We start from the raw sequence: 16,304 nt of genomic DNA, 5'->3' as shown, positions 1-16,304 counted from the left end.
GGAGGGCTCCCGCGTCGAGTCCTGCATACTCGACAGGTGAGTACGATTCCCGAGATCCGAACCCTGCCCGTTCCCGATGGCCTGGAGGGCGAGCGCGTCGACGCCGCCATCGCCCGTATGTTCGGGTTTTCCCGGACGAAGGCGGCCGATCTCGCGGCCGCGGGGAAGGTGTCGGTCGACGGCAGTGTCGTCGGGAAGTCCGAGCGCGTGCACGGTGGCGCCTGGCTCGAAGTCGAGATGCCCGCGCCGCCGCGGCCGATCGAGCTGGTGGCCGAGCCCGTTCCCGGCATGGAGATCGTCCACGACGACGACGACATCGTCGTCATCATGAAGCCGGTCGGCGTCGCCGCCCACCCGAGCCCCGGCTGGACCGGCACCACCGTCATCGGCGGCCTCGCCGCGGCCGGCTACCGGATCTCCACCTCCGGCGCCTCCGAGCGCCAGGGCATCGTGCACCGGCTCGACGTCGGCACGTCCGGCCTGATGGCCGTCGCGAAGTCGGAGCGGGCGTACACCTCCCTGAAGAACCAGTTCCGCGAGCGCGTGGTCGACAAGCGCTACCACGCGCTGGTGCAGGGCCACCCGGACCCGATGAGCGGCACGATCGACGCGCCCATCGGCCGCCACCCCACCGCCGACTACAAGTGGGCCGTGACCCAGGAGGGCAAGCCCTCGGTCACCCACTACGACCTGATCGAGGCCTTCCGCGCGGCATCCCTGCTGGACATCAAGCTGGAGACCGGCCGCACGCACCAGATCCGCGTGCACATGGCCGCGCACCGGCACCCCTGCGTCGGCGACCTGACGTACGGCGCCGACCCGACGGTCGCGAAGCGACTGGGGCTGACCCGGCAGTGGCTGCACGCGGTGCGCCTCGGCTTCGAGCACCCGTCGGACGGCCAGTGGGTCGAGTTCGAGAGCGGCTACCCGGCGGACCTCCAGCACGCCCTGGACGTGATCCGCGCGGAGAGCGAGTGACCTCGTACCAGGTGCGCGTGGCCTCCTGCGACGCCGACATGGCGGCCTGCTTCGCCGTGCGGACCGAGGTGTTCGTGGTCGAGCAGTCCGTGCCGGAGTCGATCGAGTACGACGCGTACGACGCGATCGCGCTGCACGTGCTGGCCGAGGGGCCGGACGGGGAGGCGCTGGGTACCGGGCGGTTGCTGTACGGGCCCGAGGCGCTGGGCAAGACGGGCGCCCCGGAGGTCGGATCCCTCGGGCGGCTGGCCGTCGCGAAGTCGGCGCGCGGACTGGGCGTCGGCGCGGCGCTGGTCCGGGCGATCGAGGCACAGGCCACGAGGCTGGGGTTGACCGCGGTCGACCTGGGCGCGCAGACGCACGCCCTCGCCTTCTACGAGCGGCTCGGATACGAGGCCTACGGGCCGGAGTTCCAGGACGCGGGCATCCCCCACCGCTCGATGCGGCGCCGCCTGCCCTAGGGCCGGTCTTTCGGATCACGCCGGGCTCGCGGGCCCTGGCCGGGCGTTGCGCCGGCGGGGCTGGCGGGGCTCGGCGGGCGGATGGGGCAGGCTGGGGTTGTGGATCAGCTTGCTCTGTTGTTCGTGTTGTTGCTCGGGGCCGTGGTGACCGTACCGCTCGGGGACCGGCTCGGGTTGCCCTCGCCCGTGCTGATGACCATCGGCGGGGTGGTGCTGGCCCTGGTGCCGGCCGTGCCGAACGTCGACATCCCGCCCGAGTACATCCTCCCGCTGGTGCTCCCGCCGCTGCTGTACGCCTCCGTGCAACGCACGTCCTGGCGGCAGTTCGCCGCCAACGTGCGGCCCATCCTCCTGCTGGCCGTGGCCCTGGTCTTCGTGACCACCGCCGCCGTGGCCGCCGTCGCGCACGCCGCCGTCCCCGGCCTGCCCCTCGCCGCGGCCGTCGCGCTCGGCGCGCTCGTCGCGCCGCCCGACCCCGTCGCGGCCACCGCCGTGGCCGGCGCGCTCGGGCTGCCGCGCCGCATGGTCTCCATCCTGGAGGGCGAGGGGCTCTTCAACGACGTCACCGCCATCGTGCTCTACCACGTGGCCGTCGCCGCCGCCGTCAGCGGCAGCTTCTCCTGGCCCGACGCGCTCGGGGAGTTCGTGCTCTCCGCCGTGGTCGCGGTGGCCGTGGGGCTCGGGCTCGGCTGGGCCACGAACCGGCTCATGGGCCGGCTCGGCGAGGTCACCCTGCAGATCGGGCTGACGCTGCTGGTGCCGTTCGTGGCGTACGTGGTCGCCGAGGAGCTCCAGGGCTCCGGGGTGCTCGCCGTGTTGACCACCGCGCTGTTCCTCGCCGAGTACGCGACCGACGCCGACGACGTGCTCGGCCGCCTCGCCGGGCACACGTTCTGGGAGATCGTGGACATGCTGGTCACCGGGGTCGCGTTCGGCCTGATCGGGCTCGAACTGCACCACGTGTTCGGCGTCGCCGGGGACCGGCTGTGGGAGATGGCCGGCTGGGCGGGGCTCGTGGTCGCCGTGGTGGTCGGTGTACGGCTGGCGTGGCTGCTGCCGGCGGGCTGGTTGGCGAAGAAACTGCACAACCGGCGCGACTACGACGAGGAGATCCCGCTGAGCTGGCGGGAGAGCGTGGTCATGTGGTGGGCCGGGATGCGCGGGGTGGCCTCGGTGGCGCTCGCGCTGGCCATCCCGCTGAAGGTGGACGGCGGGGACCCCTTCCCGGCGCGGGACCAGATCATCTTCATCGCCTTCGCCGTGATCATGGCGACGCTGGTCTGCCAGGGGCTGACCCTGCCCTGGCTGGTGCGCCGGCTGGGGGTGGAGGCCGACGAGGACGCGGAGAAGGAGACCGAGCGCCGGCTCGCGATCCGCGCCGCCAAGGCCGCCAAGCGGCGGCTGAAGGAGATCGAGGAGGCGGAGGACCTCCCCGAGGACCTGGTGGAGATCCTGTACCGGCGGGCCTATGACGTGGGGGCCAGGATCAGCCCCGACATGGTCGACGAGGAGCGGCGGGAGGCGTACGCGAAGCGGGTCGAGCGGATCCGGGACGTCCAGCGGATCCAGCGCGAGATGATGTCCGCCGCCCGGCACGAGGTGCTGTCCGCGCGCAGCGAGCCGGGGTCGGACCCGGAGATCGTGGACCGGGTGCTGCGCCACCTCGACGTCCGCAGCCTGCGCAGCCCCTGAGCCTGCCCGGCCCCTGAGCCTGCGCAGCCCTCAGAGGCCGGGGGGCTGGACCGCGTCGGCCGTGTTCACGTGCGGGAGGGCGTAGGGGTGGTGGTCCACCAGCCAGCCGATCAGGCGCTCGCGGACCACGCACCGCACGGTCCAGACGTCGTCGGCGTCCTTGGCGGTGACCGTGGCACGGACCTGGATGGTGTTCGGGGTGGAGTCGGTGACGACCAGACCGCTCCCGCGGCCGTCCCACTCCGGGGTCTCCTTGAGGATCTCCGACAACTGTTCGCGCAGCAGCGGGATCGGCGCCGAGTGGTCGAGGTGCAGGAAGACCGTGCCGGTCATCTGGGCCCCGCCGCGCGACCAGTTCTCGTACGGCTTGCCGGTGAAGTACGAGACCGGCATCGTGATCCGGCGCTCGTCCCAGGTGCGGACCACGAGGAAGGTGAGGGTGATCTCCTCGACCGTGCCCCATTCCTTGTCCACGACCACGGTGTCGCCGATGCGGACGGTGTCGCCGAAGGCGATCTGGAGGCCGGCGAAGAGGTTGCCCAGCGCGGACTGCGCGGCGATGCCGGCCACGATGCCGAGGACGCCCGCGGACGCGAGCATCGAGGCGCCGACCGTGCGCATCGCGGGGAAGGTCAGCAGCATGGCGGCGATCGCCACGACCACGACCACGGCGGTCACGACCCGCTGGATCAGCGTGACCTGGGTACGGACCCGGCGGACCCGGGCGGCGTCGCCGGCGCCGGCCGCGTAGCGCGTGTACGTGGAGTCGACGACGGCGGTGGCGATCCGGACCAGCAACCACGCGGTCGAGGCGATCAGCACCAGGGTCAGGGCCCGGCCCACGCCGTCCCGGTGATCGGTGAGGATCCTGGTCTGGGGGTAGGCGGCCCTCAGCAGGGCCGTGCACAGGACGATCCGGAAGGGCGGACCGCACCGGCGCAGCAGCCCCCACAGGGGCGTCTCGCCGTGGCGGGCGTCGGCCCGGCGCAGCAGCAGGTCGAGGAGCCATCCGGCGACGAGCGTGACGACCACCGCGCCGCCGATGACCACGACGGGACGCAGGACGTTCTCCATATCCATGCCCGTGAACCTAACCGGAAGGGGACCCGGGAAACTGGCACGATGGGGATATGAACATCATGCTCTTCCATTCGACGTACGGGCTGCGGCCCGCGGTGCACGCGGCGGCCGACCGGCTGCGCGCGGCGGGGCACGAGGTGCACGTGCCCGACCTGTTCGAGGGGCGCACGTTCGGGAACGTCGAGGAGGGCATGGCCCACCGGGACGAGATCGGCCGTGACGAACTGCTCAAGCGCGCGATCCTGGCCGCCGCCCCCTACTCGGACCGGGGCCTGGTCTACGCGGGTCTCTCCTTCGGCGCCTCCGTGGCGCAGCACCTGGCGCTGCACGACGAGAAGGCCCGCGGGCTGCTCCTCCTGCACGGCACGTCCGACCTGGACGACGGCGCCTCGGCGGACGACCTGCCGGTGCAACTGCACGTGGCCGACCCGGACCCCTTCGAGCCGCACGACTGGCTGACCGCCTGGTACCTGGGGATGCGCAGGGCCGGGGCGGACGTGGAGGTCCACGGCTACCCGGGCGCCGGGCACCTGTTCACCGATCCCGATCTCGACGACTACGACGCCGAGGCGGCCGAGCAGACCTGGAAGGTCGCGCTGTCCTTCCTCGACGGGCTGTAGGGGACGGGTGCGCGCGAAGGGGCCCGGCCGGGTGGACGTCCGGCCGGGCCCCCGTCACGTGCGTCAGGCCCGGTACGCCGTCCACATGCTCTTCATGCGCGACACCTGGCCGCTCGTGAACTGGTACATGCAGGAGTCGTACGTGTAGTCCATGAAGTTGTGGATCGGGTCCGCGCCGCTCGCGCCGCAGGTGTCGCGGCCGGTCGGGCACTCGAACGCGGCGCTCGCCTCGGCCGGGGTGTCCGAGACGGAGTCGCCGCTGCCCGAGCAGCCGCCCTGGAAGGTGTGGTAGAGGCCGAGCCAGTGGCCGACCTCGTGGGTGGCGGTGTCGCCCTGGTTGTAGTTGGCGGCGGAGCCGCCGGGGATCGAGCTGTTGAGGATGACCACGCCGTCCATCTTGGGCTGGGAGGCGTAGGAGCTCGGGAAGGTGGCCCAGCCGAGGAGCCCGCCGCCGAGGTTGGCGGTGTAGAGGTTCAGGGCGTTCTTGCCGCCCTTGCGCAGGGCGTTCTTCATGTTCTTCTCGGCGGTGGTGCCGTCCGAGACGTTGTACCAGGTCGCGTTGTCGGTGTAGTCGGTCCCGGCCAGTGAGAACTGGAAGCCCGAGTTCACGTTTCCGCTGCCCTGGCCGGCGTAGGCCGAGTTGAGGACGGCGAGCTGGCTGTTGATCTGCGCCGCGGTCAGCTTTCCGGTCGCACCGGAGTGGATGACGTGCACGTAGACCGGGATGGTCGTGGCGGCGGCGGCCCGGGCGCGCATGCCGTCCTGCTGCTGCGGGGTCGACTGGCCCAGTCTTCTCTTGAGGTCGGCGTCCATGGCCTTGACCTGGGCGTCCGTCACCTCGTTCGGGTCGGCCGCCTGGTGGTCGCGTGGGCGGGCGACCCGGGCGTCGGCGGCGGCGCCGGCGGCCTGGTCGAGACATGCCTGTGCCGGGGTCTTGGCGGCGGGCGCCGCGGCGACGGACGTGGGGGCCGTCAGCGGGGCGAACGCCAGGGTTCCGGCCAGAACGGCCGTGCCTGCGATGCGGCGGCGGAGAAGGGGGGATATGCGGGCGAGAGCGCGCACGTGTACTCCTCGCGAAGCGTGGGTGGGGGGTGAGGTACTTCCTCACGCCGGCGCGAGCTTACGTGGGCATGTCATAAGGATGGCAAGATCCCGGCGGTTAAAGATTTGTTGCGTGAGAGACGAAAGGGGCGCCTGGTGTGAACCAAGCGCCCCTCTGAGCAGCAAAATTGATGGAATGTCAGGAAACCGGGCGGTCGGCCCGCTCCACCTTCTGTGTCCCGTTCAGGGTGCGGTACGAGCGGGCCCACGTGGAGCGCGCGTCCTGCCTTCGCTTGTCCGAGATCACGAAGTAGTCCATCTGCGAGCGCTCACCCGTCACGTCCAGGACGCCGTACCCGTGAGCGTCCATGTCCAGCCACTTCACGTGTCGGTTGGCGGCCTTGACGGCGGTCTCGGCGACCAGCGAGGCGGTGTCCGCCGGCACGTGCAGGATGTCGTCGATGTTGTCGGAGGTCACCGACGTCACCACGAACTCGGTCGCCGCCGTGCCCGAGATCGGATACGTCGCCATGTTCACCGGGACGTCGTTCGCCCACGCCATGTGGATGTCACCGGTCAGGAAGACCGTGTTCTTGATCCCGCGGTCCTTCAGGTGGCCCAGGAGCTCCTTGCGGTCGTCCGTGTAGCCGTCCCACTGGTCCGTGCTGATCGCCAGTCCGCCCTCGGGCAGGCCCAACAGCTTCGCGAGGGGCTTCAGCAGGTGCGCGGGCAGCGAGCCGAACGCCACCGGCGAGATCATCACCGAGGTGCCGACCAGCTTCCAGGCGGCGTTCGAGTTCGCCAACCCCGACTTGAGCCAGTCCAACTGCGCCCGCCCGGTGATGGTGCGCTCCGGGTCGTCCACCGCGCCGCTGCCCACCTTGACCTGCTGCGAGCGGAAGGTCCGCAGGTCCAGCAGGTGCAGGTCGACGAGACTGCCGAAGCGCAGCCGGCGGTAGACGGTCCCGGCTATGGAGGCGCGGACCGGCATCCACTCGAAGTACGCCTGCTTCGCGGCGGCCGCGCGGGCCGCCCAGTCCCCCTCGGCGCCCGCGGTGTGGTTCTCCGCGCCGCCGGACCAGGCGTCGTTGGCGAACTCGTGGTCGTCCCAGATCGCGACGACGGGGTGCGCCGCGTGCAGCGCCTGGAGGTCCGCGTCGGTCTTGTACGTGCCGTGCCGGGTCCGGTAGTCGGCCAACGAGACGATCTCGTGCCGCGGCTGGTGCGGGCGCACGACGTACTTCGCCTCGGGGTAGGTCCCTGAGGCGTACTCGTAGACGTAGTCGCCCAGGTGCAGGACCGCGTCCAGGTCGGTGCGGGCGGCCAGGTGGCGGTACGCGGAGAAGTAGCCGGACTCCCAGTTCGCGCAGGACACCACGCCGAAGCGGATCCCCGGCGTGGCCGCGTCGACGGCCGGGGCGGTCAGGGTGCGCCCGATCGCGGAGACGGTCGCCCCCGCGGTGAAGCGGTACCAGTACGGGGTGTGCGGGCGCAGGCCGCGCACGTCCACCTTGACCGTGTGGTCGGTCGCGGCGGTCGCCGTGACGGAGCCGCTCGCCACGATCCGGGCGAAGTCGCGGTCCTCGGCCACCTCCCAGCCCACCGCGGTGTCAGGGCCGAGACCGGAGCCGGGGACGGCCTCGGGGGAGGGGGTGACACGGGTCCACAACAGGACCCCGTCGGGCAGCGGGTCGCCGGAGGCGACGCCGTGCGGGAAGGCGGGGGCGGTCTCGGCCGCGTGGGCGGGAGACAGGCCCAGCGTGGCGATCGGCGCGAGCGCCGCCGCGGCCGCGGCGCCCAGAACCACCGTACGGCGGCGCGGGTTTGTCGCGGCGGGGGAAGAGGAGAGATGACTGGTCACGGGCGGTCATATTACTGACCGGTATACCGTCGGTACAGACGTGGGAAAGCAACGGGCGGACGAACTCCAGGAGTTCGTCCGCCCATTGTCGGGGCCCGAGCCGGGGCCGGGGCCGGGGAGGGTCAGCCCGCGAGGGCCTTGTCGATCGCGGCGGTGTACGCCTCCACCGTCGAGGGGGTCTCGATCTTCTTGCCGTCCATCTTCAGGGTCGGCGTGCCCTTCACGTCGGACTTGTCGAAGACCTTCGACATCTCCAGCGCCCACCGGTCGTACGTGCCGTCCTCGACGGCCTTCTTGAACTCGGCGTTGCCCTTGAGCGCCGGGACCGTGTCCGCGACCTTGATCAGGTAGTCGTCCTCGGCGAAGCTGTCGACGGTTTCCTCGGGGTGCAGGTCCTTGGAGTAGAGCGCCCCCTTGTACGCCAGGAAGGCGTCCGGGCCGACGTTCAGCGCCGCGCCCAGCGCGCTCAGCGCGTTCTTCGAACCCTCGCCCTGGGCGGCGTTGTCGATGAAGGTCGCGCCGAAGTACCGGAGCTTGAACTTGCCCGCGTCCACGTCCTTCTTGATCTGCTCGCCGCCGGCCTGCTCGAAGGCGGCGCACGCCGGGCAGCGGGAGTCCTCGTACAGCTCCAGGGTCTTCTTCGCCTCGGGCTTGCCGATGACGACCGTGGTGCCGTTCTCGCCCGTGGTGTTCTTGGGCTTGACCAGCTCCGCCGAGGCCGCCTTCTCCCAGTGGTCGGGCTGGTTGGCCTGCACGACCGCGTAGCCGACGCCGCCGGCCAGCGCCAAGGTGGCCACCACCGCGCCCGCGACGACCAGTTGGCGGCGCGCCTTGGCCTTCTTGGCCTGCTTCTCGCGCTCGACGCGCAGTCGCTCGCGGGCCGCCGCCTTGTTCGCCTGGCTGTTGCGTGAACTCATCGTGATCTCCGTGGGGTGTGGAAGGGGGGAATGCCGTACGCCTGTCAGACGCTCGCGAGCGTCCCGCGCACGGGCGGTCCCCGCCGACCCACGGAATGTGCCGGGAACCGGGTGCGGGCCCCGGAGCCCGGCCGCGGCGGGCGTGCCCGCCGGCGCGCCGGCCCGGCGATCGCCGAGACCGAGGCCACCGCCAGCAGCAGCGGCCGGAAGGCGAAGGCGGCCACGGCCCGCAGCAGCCGGCCCAGTGCCCGCTCGCCGTAGCGCAGCCACGCGGCGGCCAGCATCCCGATCGCGACGTGCCCGCCCAGCAGCAGCCAGGGCGTCCAGGGCCCCGCCGCGGCCGACAGCGCGCCCGCGTCGCCCACGGGGCCGGGCACGCCGGCCAGCTGCCCGCCGACCGGGGTGCCCCCGCACAGCTCGTCCAGGCCCAGCGCCCGCAGCGGACCGGCGACCGGACCGCCCGCGGGGCCGTAACAGAGGTGCTGCCCGGCGGTGAAGACGGTGTCGGCCGCCAGCTCCAGCGGCACCAGCAACCCGGCGATCGGGCCGAAGCCCCGCTCCCGGCCGGCCAGCGCGAACGCCAGGGCGAACACCCCCGCGAACGAGCCGGCCACCAGCGCGGGAGGCAGCGGCACCCGGGACATGAGGACGTGCGAGCCCGCGGAGAGCAGCACGACGAACGCGCTGAACAGCGCGGCTCGCAGCCCCCGGAGTCCGGTCCCTGATATGTCCATCGCCGCGAGTCTGCCACGACTCCCTGTGAAGAGGAGGCCCCGGGCTCCCCACGCCCTCGCCGTTACGGCGTGATCCGGCCGTTGCGGAACAGGTCGACGAAGATCTGGTGGTCGGCGCGCGCCCGGGCCCCGTAGGCGTGGGCGAAGTCGACCAGCAGCTCCGGGAAGCCCACCTCGTCGGCGGCGATCGCCGCGTCGATGGCCCGTTCCGTGGAGAACGGCACCAGCGAGTGGCCGCTCTCGGCCGCGTCCGCCGCCGCGTGCATCGTCGCCGTGGCCCGACCCAGGTCGGCGACCACGGCCGCGATCTGCTCGGGGTCGTCCAGGTCCGACCAGTCCAGGTCGACCGCGTACGGGGAGACCTCGGCCACCAGCTGCCCGGAGCCGTCCAGCTCCGTCCAACCCAGCCACGGGTCGGCGTGCGCCTGCAGGGCGCGCTGCGAGATCACCGTGCGGTGCCCCTCGTGCCGGAAGTAGTCCCGCACCGACCGCTCGGTGATGTGCCGGGACACCGCCGGGGTCTGCGCCTGCTTGAGGTAGATCACGACGTCGTTCTCCAGGGCGTCGCTGTGTCCCTCCAGCAGGATGTTGTACGAGGGCAGGCCGGCCGACCCGATGCCGACGCCCCGCCGACCCACCACGTCCTTGACCCGGTAGGAGTCGGGGCGCACCAGGGACTCCTCCGGCAGGGTCTCCAGGTACCCGTCGAAGGCGGCCAGCACCTTGTACCGGGTGGCCGCGTCCAGCTCGATGGTGCCGGGGCCCGCCGTGAAGCGGCGCTCGTACTCCCGGATCTCCGTCATCGAGTCGAGCAGCGAGAAGCGGGTCCGCGAGCGGGCGGCGCGCAGGGCGCCCAGCAGCGGACCCTCGGCGGTGTCCAGCGTGAAGGAGGGGACCTCCTCGTGCTTGGCGCCGGTGGCCAGGGCGTGGATCCGCTCCCGGTAGGCGGCCGCGTAGATCCGCACGAGCCCGCTGATCTGCTCGTCGCTGAGCGCCTTGGTGTAGCCGATCAGGGCCACGGAGGCGGCGAAGCGCTTCAGGTCCCAGGTGAAGGGGCCGACGTAGGCCTCGTCGAAGTCGTTGACGTTGAAGACGAGGCGGCCGTTGGAATCCATGTACGTGCCGAAGTTCTCGGCGTGCAGATCACCGTGGATCCACACCCGGCCGGTCCGCTCGTCCAGGTACGGGCCGCCGTGCCGGTCGCGCTCCAGGTCGGCGTAGAACAGGCAGGCCGTCCCCCGGTAGAAGGCGAACGCGGAGGCCGCCATCTTGCGGAACTTCACCTGGAAGGCAGCGGGGTCGGCGGCGAGGAGCTCACCGAAGGCGGTGTCGAACACATCGAGTATCTGCTCGGCGCGCTGCTCGTTCGTCGTCTCGGGAACCGCCATGGCGGGTGCCTCCTGGTGGCGCTGGATCGATCGTGTGCGGATGGTGTGGGACGGGACACCGTCCCTGGGTGTGCAACGGATGACCGTACCCGTCGGTGCCCGTTTTCTGTCACTCGGGAGACGTAGACTTCGAGGCTGCCCCCCCTCACTCCCGCCCGGAGGACTCCACCGTGACCAAGGCGCCGTTCACGCACCTGCACGTCCACACCCAGTATTCGCTGCTGGACGGTGCCGCGCGGCTGAAGGACATGTTCAACGCGTGCAACGAGATGGGCATGTCGCACATCGCCATGTCCGATCACGGCAACCTGCACGGCGCCTATGACTTCTTCCACACCGCGAAGAAGGCCGGGGTCACCCCGATCATCGGCATCGAGGCGTACGTCGCGCCCGAGTCCCGCCGCAACAAGCGCAGGATCCAGTGGGGGCAACCGCACCAGAAGCGCGACGACGTGTCCGGTTCGGGCGGATACACCCACAAGACGATCTGGGCGGCGAACGCCACCGGCCTGAACAACCTCTTCCGGCTGTCCTCCGACGCGTACGCCGAGGGATGGCTCACGAAGTGGCCGCGCATGGACAAGGAGACGATCTCCAAGTGGTCCGAGGGCCTGATCGCCTCCACCGGCTGCCCCTCCGGTGAACTCCAGACCCGACTGCGCCTCGGTCAGTTCGACGAGGCCCTCAAGGCCGCCTCCGAGTACCAGGACATCTTCGGCAAGGGGCGGTACTTCCTGGAGCTGATGGACCACGGCATCGAGATCGAGCGCCGGGTCCGCGACGGACTGCTGGAGATCGGCAAGAAGCTCGGCATCCCGCCGCTGGTCACGAACGACTCGCACTACACCTACGCCAGCGAGGCCACCGCCCACGACGCCCTGCTGTGCATCCAGACCGGCAAGAACCTCTCCGACCCGGACCGCTTCCGCTTCGACGGCACCGGCTACTACCTGAAGTCCACGGAGGAGATGTACGCCATCGACTCCTCGGACGCCTGGCAGGAGGGCTGCGCCAACACCCGGCTGGTCGCGGAGCAGGTCGAGACCGAGGGCATGTTCCAGTTCCGGAACCTGATGCCGAAGTTCGACATCCCGGACGGCTACACCGAGGTCACCTGGTTCCGCGAGGAGACCATGCGCGGCATGAACCGCCGCTACCCGGGGGGCATTCCGGACGACCGGATGAAGCAGGCCGAGTACGAGATGGACACGATCATCTCGATGGGCTTCCCCGGCTACTTCCTCGTCGTCGCCGACTTCATCATGTGGGCCAAGAACCAGGGCATCGCGGTGGGCCCGGGCCGAGGCTCCGCGGCCGGCTCGATCGTCGCGTACGCCATGGGCATCACCGACCTCGACCCGCTCACCCACGGCCTGATCTTCGAGCGCTTCCTGAACCCCGAGCGCGTCTCCATGCCCGACGTCGACATCGACTTCGACGAGCGCAGGCGCGTCGAGGTGATCCGCTACGTGACGGAGAAGTACGGCGCCGACAAGGTCGCCATGATCGGCACCTACGGCACCATCAAGGCCAAGAACGCGATCAAGGACTCCGCCCGCGTCCTCGGCTACCCCTACGCCATGGGCGACCGGCTCACCAAGGCCATGCCCGCCGACGTCCTCGGCAAGGGCATCCCGCTCTCCGGCATCCTCGACCCGACGCACCCCCGCTACGGCGAGGCCGGCGAGATCCGCGGGATGTACGAGAACGAGCCCGACGTGAAGAAGGTCATCGACACCGCCATGGGCGTCGAGGGCCTGGTGCGGCAGATGGGCGTGCACGCCGCCGGCGTGATCATGTCCAGCGAGACGATCACCGACCACGTGCCCGTCTGGGTCCGGCACACCGACGGCGTCACCATCACCCAGTGGGACTACCCGAGCTGCGAGTCGCTCGGCCTGCTGAAGATGGACTTCCTCGGCCTGCGCAACCTCACGATCATGGACGACGCCGTCAAGATGGTGAAGGCCAACAAGGGGATCGACATCGATCTCCTCGGCCTCCCGCTCGACGACCCCAAGACCTTCGAACTGCTCGGCCGCGGTGACACCCTCGGCGTCTTCCAGTTCGACGGCGGCCCCATGCGCTCCCTGCTGCGCCTGATGAAGCCCGACAACTTCGAGGACATCTCCGCCGTCTCGGCCCTGTACCGGCCGGGCCCGATGGGCATGAACTCCCACACGAACTACGCCCTGCGCAAGAACAAGCAGCAGGAGATCACCCCGATCCACCCGGACCTGGAGAAGCCCCTCGAAGAGGTGCTCGCGGTCACCTACGGACTGATCGTCTACCAGGAGCAGGTGCAGAAGGCCGCGCAGATCATCGCCGGCTACTCGCTCGGCGAGGCCGACATCCTGCGCCGCGTGATGGGCAAGAAGAAGCCCGAGGAGCTGGCGAAGAACTTCACCATCTTCCAGGAGGGCGCCCGCAAGAACGGGTACAACGACAAGGCGATCCAGGCCCTGTGGGACGTCCTGGTCCCCTTCGCCGGCTACGCCTTCAACAAGGCGCACTCGGCCGCGTACGGGCTGGTCTCCTACTGGACCGCCTACCTCAAGGCGAACTTCCCCGCCGAGTACATGGCGGGCCTGCTCACCTCGGTCAAGGACGACAAGGACAAGTCCGCGATCTACCTGAACGAGTGCCGGCGCATGGGCATCAAGGTGCTGCCGCCGAACGTGAACGAGTCCGAGCCGAACTTCGCCGCCCAGGGCGACGACGTGATCCTCTTCGGCCTCACCGCCGTCCGCAACGTCGGCAACAACGTCGTCGACTCGATCATCAAGACGAGGAAGGCCAAGGGGAAGTACTCGACCTTCCCCGACTTCCTGGACAAGGTCGAGGCCGTCGTCTGCAACAAGCGGACGGTCGAGTCGCTGATCAAGGCCGGCGCCTTCGACGAGATGGGCCACACGCGCAAGGGCCTGGTCGCCCACCACGAACCGATGATCGACAACGTGGTCGCGGTCAAGCGCAAGGAGGCCGAGGGACAGTTCGACCTCTTCGGCGGCATGGGCGACGAGGGCGCGAGCGACGAGCCGGGCTTCGGACTCGACGTGGAGTTCTCCGACGTGGAGTGGGAGAAGGCCTACCTGCTCGCCCAGGAGCGCGAGATGCTCGGCCTCTACGTGTCCGACCACCCGCTCTTCGGCCTGGAACACGTCCTCTCCGACAAGACGGACGCCGGCATCTCCCAGCTCACCGGCGGCGAGCACGGCGACGGCGCCGTCGTCACCATCGGCGGCATCATCTCGGGCCTCCAGCGCAAGATGACCAAGCAGGGCAACGCCTGGGCCATCGCCACCGTCGAGGACCTGGCCGGCTCCATCGAGTGCATGTTCTTCCCGGCCACCTACCAGCTCGTCTCCACCCAGCTGGTCGAGGACACGGTCGTCTTCGTCAAGGGCCGCCTGGACAAGCGCGAGGACGTCCCGCGGCTCGTGGCGATGGAGATGATGGTGCCCGACCTCTCCTCGGCCGGCACCAACGCGCCCGTCGTCCTGACCATCCCGACGGTCAAGGTGACCCCGCCGATGGTGACCCGTCTGGGCGAGATCCTGCGCCACCACCAGGGCAACAGCGAGGTGCGGATCAAGCTCCAGGGGCCGCGCACCACCACCGTGCTCCGGCTCGACAAGCACCGGGTCAAGCCCGACCCGGCGCTGTTCGGCGACCTCAAGGTGCTGCTCGGCCCGTCCTGCCTGGCCGGCTAGCCGACCGGCGCCGCGGCGCCCACGACACGAGGAAGGGCGCGCCGGGGGGAACCGGGCGCGCCCTTCGTCCTGTCCGGCCGACGAGACGCGGGGGGCCGCGTCGGTCGGGTCGGCTCGGGTCGTTCGTGGCCGAATCAGTTGTGGCCGAACTTCTTTTCCTTGCGCTTGCCGGCCATGTGCATCGGGCTCGGCGCCGACGACGGCGAGGACTCGGGCGTGGATTCCATCGAGCTCTTGCCCGGATCCTGCGACGACGAGCGGTCCTCGGACTTGGCGGGCTGCTGGCGGTTCTTGTTCTTGGCCATGGGAAGCCTCCGTGGGGGGTGTAGGGGCCAGGGCCGCCTTCACACTCACACAGCAGCATAAACCTCGCATTTTGGATCATTACTGCGCGTAGCCGGTGCCCCGGCCCGCGGTCGCCCGGAGATACGCCACGCCGATGATCGAGTTCCGGCCGTCAACCTCCTTGCGGTCGGGCAGACTCGGGGAAAACCTATCGAGGACCCCCAGGGAAGAGGGTGGAACGCGTGGACCGCTGCGTCGTCCTGGTGGACGCCGGCTATCTGCTGGGCGCCGCCGCGAGCCTTCTCGCAGGGGAGCCCTCCCGCTCCCGCATCACCGTCGACCACGCCGCCCTCATCCAGGGCCTGCGCGAACGGGCGGAGGCGGACACCGAACAACCCCTGCTGCGGATCTACTGGTTCGACGGGGCGCCCGACCGCGTGCCCCAGCCCGAACACCGCCGGCTGCGCGTCATGCCCCGCGTCACCGTCCGGCTCGGTGCGCTGACCCGCAGCGACGGCCGCTGGGCCCAGAAGGGCGTGGACGCGGCCATGCACGCCGAGCTCACCGAGCTGGCCCGCAACCGCGCCTGTTCCGACGTGGTCCTGGTGACCGGCGACGGCGACCTGCTGCCCGGCCTGATGTCTGCCAAGGAACACGGCGTCGCCGTCCACCTGTGGGCCGTCCAGGCCGCCGACGGGGACTACAACCAGTCCGAGGACCTCGTCGCCGAGGCCGACGAACGCCGCGTCCTGGACCGCGCCTGGATCACCCGCGCCGTGCGCGCCAAGGACCTCGCCGGCCTGTGCTCCCCGGCCCCCGCGCCACGCCCGGAGATCGCCGCGATCCTCTCCGCGCCGCTGCCCGAGGCGGCCCTGGCCGAGGCCGCCCGCAACGGCGCCTCGGCCACCCCCGCGGACGCCGCCGAGCGCGGCGCGCCCGTACCGCCGCCCGTCGCCGAAGGCGTCCGGCCCGTCCCCACGCCCAAGGACCTGGCCGCACTGCGCGCCCCCGGCGCCGCCCCCGCCGTCCACAACGGCCAGTCGACCGCCCCCGCCGGGAGCGCCCTGCGCTGGTCCTCCGACAAGGGCTGGGTCGACCGGGCGGGGCCGCTCGGGGAACCCGCCGAGACCGCCTCGCTGCCCACCCTCGCCCAACTCACCTCCGCCGAGCAGCGCTGGGCCGACCGCGAGGAGGACATCACCACCGTGGGCGGCGACCCCTTCGAGGTCGGCCAGGTCTTCGCCCGGCGCTGGATGGAACGCCTCCCCGAGAGCGTCCACCTCCAGAAGCTGGCCACCATGTACCCCCGGATCCCGCACCGCATCGACGGGGAGCTGCTGCGCTACGCCGCCCGCTTCGGACTCCTCGCGCACAAGGACGACCAGATCGACGAGCACGACCGCTACGCCATCCGGGCCGGCTTCTGGCGGGAGATCGACGTCCGGGCGGCCGCCGAACACGTGGCCGGTCCGCCGCCCGCGGTGCCCGCGGCGCCCGGGACGCCGGCGCCCCCGGCGGCCGAGTGAGGGCGGAA

13 protein-coding genes are annotated in these 16,304 nt (G+C 70.9%); 6 read left to right on the top strand and 7 right to left on the bottom strand.

Translation table 11 applies throughout. From position 1 onward, the window contains the following. The first annotated feature begins 36 nt into the window (after window positions 1-36). From ACIRO3_RS22945 to ACIRO3_RS22935, 3 genes are all read left to right on the top strand, one after another. A complete protein-coding gene (locus ACIRO3_RS22945; protein ID WP_361773926.1) occupies window positions 37-978 on the top strand; it encodes an RluA family pseudouridine synthase in 942 nt (313 codons plus the stop codon). Between the two features lie 38 nt (window positions 979-1,016). Further along, window positions 1,017-1,439 carry a GNAT family N-acetyltransferase gene (locus ACIRO3_RS22940; protein WP_361774041.1) on the top strand — a complete coding sequence of 141 codons (423 nt, stop codon included), beginning with the start codon at window positions 1,017-1,019 and terminating at the stop codon, window positions 1,437-1,439. A 99-nt stretch (window positions 1,440-1,538) separates the two neighbouring features. Further along, window positions 1,539-3,131, top strand: coding sequence for a Na+/H+ antiporter (locus ACIRO3_RS22935; protein WP_404139559.1), 1,593 nt, complete (start codon window positions 1,539-1,541; stop codon window positions 3,129-3,131). 30 nt (window positions 3,132-3,161) lie between these two features. Here the strand turns inward: ACIRO3_RS22935 and ACIRO3_RS22930 are convergent, their stop codons facing one another. After that, a complete protein-coding gene (locus ACIRO3_RS22930) occupies window positions 3,162-4,205 on the bottom strand; it encodes a mechanosensitive ion channel domain-containing protein (protein ID WP_366000598.1) in 1,044 nt (347 codons plus the stop codon). Between the two features lie 56 nt (window positions 4,206-4,261). Between ACIRO3_RS22930 and ACIRO3_RS22925 the strand changes: the two genes are divergently transcribed. Then, window positions 4,262-4,831, top strand: coding sequence for a dienelactone hydrolase family protein (locus tag ACIRO3_RS22925; RefSeq protein ID WP_361773920.1), 570 nt, complete (start codon window positions 4,262-4,264; stop codon window positions 4,829-4,831). Window positions 4,832-4,894: 63 nt separating this feature from the next. Here the strand turns inward: ACIRO3_RS22925 and ACIRO3_RS22920 are convergent, their stop codons facing one another. The 5 genes from ACIRO3_RS22920 to ACIRO3_RS22900 all read right to left on the bottom strand — a co-directional run bounded on the left by ACIRO3_RS22920 (window position 4,895) and on the right by ACIRO3_RS22900 (window position 10,772). Then, a complete protein-coding gene (locus ACIRO3_RS22920) occupies window positions 4,895-5,893 on the bottom strand; it encodes a zinc metalloprotease (RefSeq protein WP_404139557.1) in 999 nt (332 codons plus the stop codon). Between the two features lie 178 nt (window positions 5,894-6,071). Beyond that, window positions 6,072-7,733 carry an alkaline phosphatase D family protein gene (locus ACIRO3_RS22915; RefSeq protein WP_404139554.1) on the bottom strand — a complete coding sequence of 554 codons (1,662 nt, stop codon included), beginning with the start codon at window positions 7,731-7,733 and terminating at the stop codon, window positions 6,072-6,074. Between the two features lie 122 nt (window positions 7,734-7,855). Continuing rightward, complete coding sequence (locus ACIRO3_RS22910; protein ID WP_404139552.1) at window positions 7,856-8,650, bottom strand: DsbA family protein; 795 nt, start codon at window positions 8,648-8,650, stop codon at window positions 7,856-7,858. A gap of 44 nt (window positions 8,651-8,694) precedes the next feature. Further along, window positions 8,695-9,384, bottom strand: a complete 690-nt coding sequence (locus tag ACIRO3_RS22905) for a hypothetical protein (RefSeq protein WP_361773908.1) — start codon at window positions 9,382-9,384, stop codon at window positions 8,695-8,697. 62 nt (window positions 9,385-9,446) lie between these two features. After that, window positions 9,447-10,772 carry a DUF2252 domain-containing protein gene (locus ACIRO3_RS22900; RefSeq protein ID WP_361773905.1) on the bottom strand — a complete coding sequence of 442 codons (1,326 nt, stop codon included), beginning with the start codon at window positions 10,770-10,772 and terminating at the stop codon, window positions 9,447-9,449. Window positions 10,773-10,942: 170 nt separating this feature from the next. On the opposite strand from ACIRO3_RS22900, the gene dnaE reads away from it, so the two are divergent. Then, entirely contained in the window at window positions 10,943-14,485 is a 3,543-nt protein-coding gene (gene dnaE, locus ACIRO3_RS22895; RefSeq protein ID WP_361974234.1) for a DNA polymerase III subunit alpha, read from the top strand. A 134-nt stretch (window positions 14,486-14,619) separates the two neighbouring features. Here the strand turns inward: dnaE and ACIRO3_RS22890 are convergent, their stop codons facing one another. Next, complete coding sequence (locus ACIRO3_RS22890; RefSeq protein ID WP_361773899.1) at window positions 14,620-14,790, bottom strand: hypothetical protein; 171 nt, start codon at window positions 14,788-14,790, stop codon at window positions 14,620-14,622. Between the two features lie 222 nt (window positions 14,791-15,012). On the opposite strand from ACIRO3_RS22890, the gene ACIRO3_RS22885 reads away from it, so the two are divergent. After that, window positions 15,013-16,296: an NYN domain-containing protein gene (locus tag ACIRO3_RS22885; protein WP_404139636.1), complete on the top strand. Its 1,284-nt coding sequence runs from the start codon at window positions 15,013-15,015 to the stop codon at window positions 16,294-16,296. The last annotated feature ends 8 nt before the right edge of the window (window positions 16,297-16,304 follow it).

The organism is Streptomyces sp. NPDC102278 (assembly GCF_044766345.1).
Lineage (GTDB): Bacteria > Actinomycetota > Actinomycetes > Streptomycetales > Streptomycetaceae > Streptomyces.
Note: the sequence above shows the minus strand (reverse complement) of the source record. Positions and strands in the feature narration are given on the sequence as shown.

What these genes read in the sequence shown, in the direction of transcription:
- ACIRO3_RS22900 (WP_361773905.1), bottom strand. Translation starts at nt 10,772, where the DNA reads ATGGCGGTTCCCGAGACGACGAACGAGCAGCGCGCCGAGCAGATACTC.
- ACIRO3_RS22905 (WP_361773908.1), bottom strand. Translation starts at nt 9,384, where the DNA reads ATGGACATATCAGGGACCGGACTCCGGGGGCTGCGAGCCGCGCTGTTC.
- ACIRO3_RS22930 (WP_366000598.1), bottom strand. Translation starts at nt 4,205, where the DNA reads ATGGAGAACGTCCTGCGTCCCGTCGTGGTCATCGGCGGCGCGGTGGTC.
- ACIRO3_RS22940 (WP_361774041.1), top strand. Translation starts at nt 1,017, where the DNA reads ATGGCGGCCTGCTTCGCCGTGCGGACCGAGGTGTTCGTGGTCGAGCAG.
- ACIRO3_RS22890 (WP_361773899.1), bottom strand. Translation starts at nt 14,790, where the DNA reads ATGGCCAAGAACAAGAACCGCCAGCAGCCCGCCAAGTCCGAGGACCGC.
- ACIRO3_RS22910 (WP_404139552.1), bottom strand. Translation starts at nt 8,650, where the DNA reads ATGAGTTCACGCAACAGCCAGGCGAACAAGGCGGCGGCCCGCGAGCGA.
- ACIRO3_RS22925 (WP_361773920.1), top strand. Translation starts at nt 4,262, where the DNA reads ATGAACATCATGCTCTTCCATTCGACGTACGGGCTGCGGCCCGCGGTG.